The sequence below is a fragment of the Arthrobacter sp. Y3221157 genome (assembly GCF_059089865.1).
Window position 1 is genome coordinate 1 of the sequence record NZ_JBNHFD010000137.1, and the last position, 5,116, is coordinate 5,116.

The window sequence follows — 5,116 nt, forward strand, 5'->3', positions numbered from 1 at the left end:
ACACCCCGGCAGCGTCGCCGCGCTCCCGCACCATTGCACCCAGGTGCGGGTCCCGGACAGCTGCCACCACCACCACATGGTCCTGGGCCAGCCGGGCGGCGGCAGGCAGGAGCCCTTCCTCCGGTGCGCCGCCGTCGAGGGAAGTCAGCAGCACTACCAGGGAGCGGTGGGCCGTGACGGCGCGGACCTGGGCAGGGACGGCCGGCCAGTCCATTTCGATGAGCTCCGGATCCAGCGGTGCCATGGCCTGGACCAGCTGTCCCAACAGGTTGCCCTGAACGGCGGAACCTGCCCGGGCCCGTGGCCTGCGGTCAAAGGCCAGGAAGTCCACCCGGTCGCCACCCCGCTCGGCGAGGACACCGAGCAGGAGCGCCGCCTCCATCCCGGTGTCGAGGCGGGTTTCGTCGCCGATCCTCGCTGCTGCGGTCCTTGACGTATCGAGGACCATCACCACCCGGCGGTCGCGTTCAGGCCGCCAGGTGCGGACCACGACGGCGGACCGGCGGGCGGTCGCGCGCCAGTCGATGGACCGGACGTCGTCGCCCCGGACGTAGTCCCGCAGGGAATCGAATTCGGTGCCGGCCCCGCGGATCTGGACGGCCGCTTTCCCGTCCAGCTCCCGCAGCTTCCGCAGTTTGGAGGGCAGGTGCCGCCGCGAATGGAACGGCGGCAGGACACGCAGCGCTCCTGGGCAAGCAATGGTGCGCTGGCGGGCTGCCAGGCGCAGGGGGCCAAAGGAGCGCAGCGTGACGTGCGGGGCCTTGAGGTCGCCACGGCGTACCGGCCGGAGCCGCACGGTGATACGCCGGCTTTCATGCGCGGGAACATCGATGCCCTGGACCGGGTCCTGGGCTCCGGCTGACGGCTGCCAGCCGTCCCGCAGCATGCCGTGCAGGCGTCTGCTCCCGTCATTGCGGACAATGAGCCGGGCCTCCGTCGTCCCGTTTAGCGTGACGTTGCCGGGATCGGATCGCAGCACCTGGACCGGTTTCAGTGCGCCCGCGAATAACAGGTCGGTGCCGCATACGGCGGCGAGGACGGCCAGCACGGCAAATACCGTTCCCCATCCGGGCAGCAGCAGGACCGGAACCAGGCCCAGCAGGACCAACAGGACAAAGCGCCCGGAAATGGCCATCAGCGCGGAACGGGAACGGATGCCAGGATGCTGCCCAGCACGTCATCCACCCGGACCCCGTCCATTTGGGCCTCGGGCTGCAGCGCAACCCGGTGCCGGAGGCAGGGCAGGGCCAGCGCCTTGACGTCGTCGGGGGTGACGAAGCTCCTGCCGGAAAGCCAGGCCCAGGACCGGGAGGTGTTGAGAAGGGCCGTGGCTCCACGCGGCGAAACTCCCAGCAGGAAGGACGGCGCTGTGCGGGTGGCCCGCACCAGGTCCACGATGTAGCCGATGATTTCCTGCTCGACGGCGACGCCCGTCACGGCGTGCCGGGCCCGCTCCAGGTCTGTGGCGCCCGCGACCGCCCTAACCCCGGCCGCTGCCAGGTCACGCGGGTCAAAACCGGCTGCATGGCGGCGGATGACTTCCATCTCCGCCGAACGCTCGGGCAGGGGCATGGTGAGCTTGAGCAGGAAGCGGTCCAGCTGGGCTTCCGGAAGGGGATAGGTGCCCTCGTACTCCACTGGGTTCTGCGTGGCGGCCACCAGGAACGGGGCGGGCAGCGGGCGGGACACGCCGTCCACCGAGACCTGCCGTTCCTCCATCGCCTCCAGCAGCGAGGCCTGGGTCTTGGGCGGCGTCCGGTTGATTTCGTCCGCGAGGAGGAGGTTGGTGAAAACCGGCCCCTCCCGGAACGTGAATTCCGAGGTGTGCGAGTCGTAAACCAGGGACCCGGTGACATCACCGGGCATCAGGTCCGGGGTGAACTGCACCCGCTTGGTGTCCAGGTCCAGTGCCGCGGACAGGGCCCGCACCAGCAGGGTCTTTGCCACGCCCGGCACACCCTCCAGCAGCACATGCCCCTGGGACAGCAGGGCGATCAGCATGCCGGTGACCGTAGCGTCCTGCCCCACCACCGCCTTCGATACTTCGTGGCGCACATCCAGGAGGGCCTGCCGGGCGGAATCGTGCTCCATCGGGTCCAGGACCCGCTGGCCGCTGCCGTGTTCACTCATCGGCTGTTGACCTCTTTCTCTAGGTTGTCCAGTTCCTGTGCCCAGGCGACCAGCCGGGACTCGCTGTTGGGATGCTGGTTGACGAGGTCCCGGATATCGGCTGCCGGCCGGCCCAGCAACCGTGCCGCCGCCTCGGTGATGGTGTCAGCAGAGGCGGCTGGTCCCAGCCGCAGCTTCGCGGCCAGCCGTACCAGGATCCCGGCGCGGAGGTTGTCCCGCGCCTGGTCCACCGCGTGTGCATCGTGGTACATCCGGGCGCGGCCCTCTGCGGTTTCCACTGCCTTCACCACCACTGGCAGCGGCTCGAACACCAGCGGGCCGAGCCTCCGGCCGCGCCAGGCGATCGCGACCAGGGCAACCACCAGCAGCCAGGGACCCAGGAAACGGACCCACTCCGGCGCGAGCTCGTCCAGGGTCTGCCCCGACCCGGATGCCGCCAAATCCTCCAGTGACGGCAGGTACCAGACCAGGTCTGGAGACTTGCCCAGGGTCCGGAGCGCAAGGGCAGCATGTCCCAGCTCATCCAGTTGCCCATTGCCCAGGACCACCGTGCTGCCCAGCACCGTCAGCTGTCCGTCGCCGCTGACGGCCAGCAGCCCGGCGGCAGATCCGGAAGGCCGGTAACAGGACAGGCCGCCCTCGTACACGAAACCCTGGCTGCCTGAGATCTCCCCTGCCACCTGGGCGTCGGGGAGCGGACAGCCAGGGGCCAGCGGGGGAGCATCGTCGGGCACCACTCCTGCCTGCCTGATACCTCTGTCCAGGGCAGTGAGTGTTTCCAGCCGCGGCGTGACCACCACAACCTCACCGGCTGCAACCGCCAGCTCACGGAGCCGCGGTTCGTCGAGGATCCCGTGGCGGTCATACAGCAGGAGGGTGGCGGCGGAACTTTCCCCCAGCGCAGATATCGCATCCTCGAACGTTTCGGCGGTGTACACGTCCACTCCGTGGCGCCCCAGGATCTGGGTGACGGCCCGTGCGCCGTCCGGACCCGCGTTGGCGGGGGACAGCGGAACTGCGTCACCCCGGGGAGCCAGTTGGCCCCAGACAACCAGGCCCAGGGCGATCGCGACCACCGCGCATAGGGCCGTGAACGCACGGTGCTTGCGCGCCCAGGGCAGAGGTGTCCACCCGGGGGCGGGCGGCGGCGCCGTCCCGGGGACACCGGCAGGAAGGGTATCCGTCATCCCAGGGCCGCCGGTGGCTGCAGTGCGGACTCTGGCTTCGATGCCTCGAGATCGGCGTCAAGGCCGGCCAGGTCCCGGTAATCGCCTGGGCTTGCCGGCCGGTTTCCGTAGCGCACAGCGTCGAAAACGCCTGCCGCGCGCTCCAGGCGCCCTGCTTCCTTGGGGAACGGCACAGCCAGCTCACGGGCCACTTCGTCTGCCGTGCGCCCGGGCTGCGGTTCCAGGATGGTCCGGTCTTCAGCGGCGCGGACCAGTGCACGAAAGCGTTCGACGACGGCGTCCCCCCATTTTCCTGACGCGGCCGACGCCTCGGCGCGTTGCCTGTACTCAGCGGCGGAAAGGACGCTGTCCGGTTCGAGGACTTCCCTGGACCGGCGTAACGCGGCGTTCAGGCGTGGTTTGGCGAGGATCACGGCGGCCGCGATGATCAGGGCAATGACGATCCCGATCACAGGACTCGGCAGGGGCCCCGCGGAGTCCGTGGATCCGTCCAGGGTCGAAAACCAGTCAAGGAAGTTCTCCCAGACGGTTTCAATCCATGACGGCGCGGCCTCGCGGTACTCCGCTTTGGCAAGTTCTTCCTCGGCCCACCGCCGGGCTTCCCCAGCGCCGGGGAGTACGGGGGGTTCAGCGGACATGCCAAGGACCGGAGGGAGGTCCGTTTTCCGGTCCCCGGACGTCGTCTGCCCCGCGGCCCGGAACGCCTTCGGGATCCGCGCCCGATTCTGCAAGGCGCAGGAGGGTGATGTCCAGGCCGTCTTTGCGCATCCGCAGATCCATGTAGAGCAACGCCATGACGGACGTCTGGAAGGCGTATCCGAGGGCGCCTACCAGCGCGCCGAGGACAGCAGTGACTACGCCAAGTGCCACGGCGGTGGCTGCCGCCTCACCGCCGCCGCCCAGCGGATCGGTGAACGTGGTGAGGAATCCTGCCAGCAGGCTGACCGGGATCATCACCACCTGGCTGATGATCCCCACCATAATGCCCACTACCAGCGTGATGCCGAGGATCCGCCACCAATTGGCGCGGGTCAGGTCCCAGGACCGCCGCAGCCCCGCCAGGGCTCCCAGTTCCTCAATCACGACGGCGGCGGGAGCCACCATGAGTTTGACGGCGATCCAGATGATCAGCGCGACAAACGCCAGGACAAGCGGGATGAGCAGGAGCGCTCCGGTTCCTTCCATGCTGGACACCAGGGCTACCGCAACCGCCACGAGGAGCCCGAACGCGAGCAGGCCGGCGCCCGCCAGCAGCAGCGCCAGGCGGATCAGGGCCCCGGCGCGTGACCGGGAGAGTGCCCACATCTGGCGGAAACCCGTCCGCCGATTCAGGATTGCGCGCGCCACCGGGACCACCATCGCGCCCTGCAGGACCGCCGAAATCAGCAGTGTCAGCAGCCCGACCACAAGGAAGGCGGAAAAGAAGCCAATGCCCAGCGATGCTGCCTCCGCCGGGCTGGCGCTCTCCGCCCAGGCTTCGACGGATCCCATGGAGGTCGCGGTGAAGGCCGTGATGACGGCCGCAAGGATGGCCGACAGAGACTGGGCCAGCACGGCGGCGCCCAGCATGGCCTTCGGGTTTCGCCGAATGGCTTGGAAGGAGCCGTCCATGATCTCGCCGAACATCAGGGGGCGCAGCGGGACGATGCCAGGCTTGGGCGGTGCCACGTAGCGGGGCTGGCCGTACGGGCCGCCGTTCTGCATTCCGTTGTAAGGAGCCCCGGGGTAGGGCGAGCCGGGTGCGGGCGGTGGGCCCGCCGGCGGCTGCTGGGCGGCGGGCTGCTGCCAGCCGGGCGGTC

The 5,116-nt window shown here is 69.3% G+C and carries 5 protein-coding genes; all 5 read right to left on the reverse strand.

What is annotated here, in order from left to right; genetic code table 11:
• Positions 1 to 1,135: DUF58 domain-containing protein (locus AC5RTT_RS19515; RefSeq protein WP_494146557.1), on the reverse strand; the 1,135-nt coding region annotated here is incomplete at its 3' end.
• Positions 1,135 to 2,130 carry an AAA family ATPase gene (locus AC5RTT_RS19520; RefSeq protein WP_494008745.1) on the reverse strand — a complete coding sequence of 332 codons (996 nt, stop codon included), beginning with the start codon at positions 2,128 to 2,130 and terminating at the stop codon, positions 1,135 to 1,137. The genes AC5RTT_RS19515 and AC5RTT_RS19520, both read right to left, overlap by 1 nt.
• Positions 2,127 to 3,206 (reverse strand): DUF4350 domain-containing protein, encoded by a 1,080-nt coding sequence (locus AC5RTT_RS19525; RefSeq protein WP_494146560.1) that lies wholly within the window; start codon positions 3,204 to 3,206, stop codon positions 2,127 to 2,129. The genes AC5RTT_RS19520 and AC5RTT_RS19525 overlap by 4 nt, the downstream gene beginning before the upstream one ends.
• Before the next feature lie 107 nt (positions 3,207 to 3,313).
• Positions 3,314 to 3,955 (reverse strand): DUF4129 domain-containing protein, encoded by a 642-nt coding sequence (locus AC5RTT_RS19530; protein ID WP_494146558.1) that lies wholly within the window; start codon positions 3,953 to 3,955, stop codon positions 3,314 to 3,316.
• On the reverse strand, positions 3,945 to 5,116 hold a 1,172-nt coding region (locus tag AC5RTT_RS19535; RefSeq protein ID WP_494146559.1), incomplete at its 5' end, for a DUF7847 domain-containing protein. The genes AC5RTT_RS19535 and AC5RTT_RS19530, both read right to left, overlap by 11 nt.

What these genes read in the sequence shown, in the direction of transcription:
- AC5RTT_RS19520 (WP_494008745.1), bottom strand. Translation starts at nt 2,130, where the DNA reads ATGAGTGAACACGGCAGCGGCCAGCGGGTCCTGGACCCGATGGAGCAC.
- AC5RTT_RS19530 (WP_494146558.1), bottom strand. Translation starts at nt 3,955, where the DNA reads ATGTCCGCTGAACCCCCCGTACTCCCCGGCGCTGGGGAAGCCCGGCGG.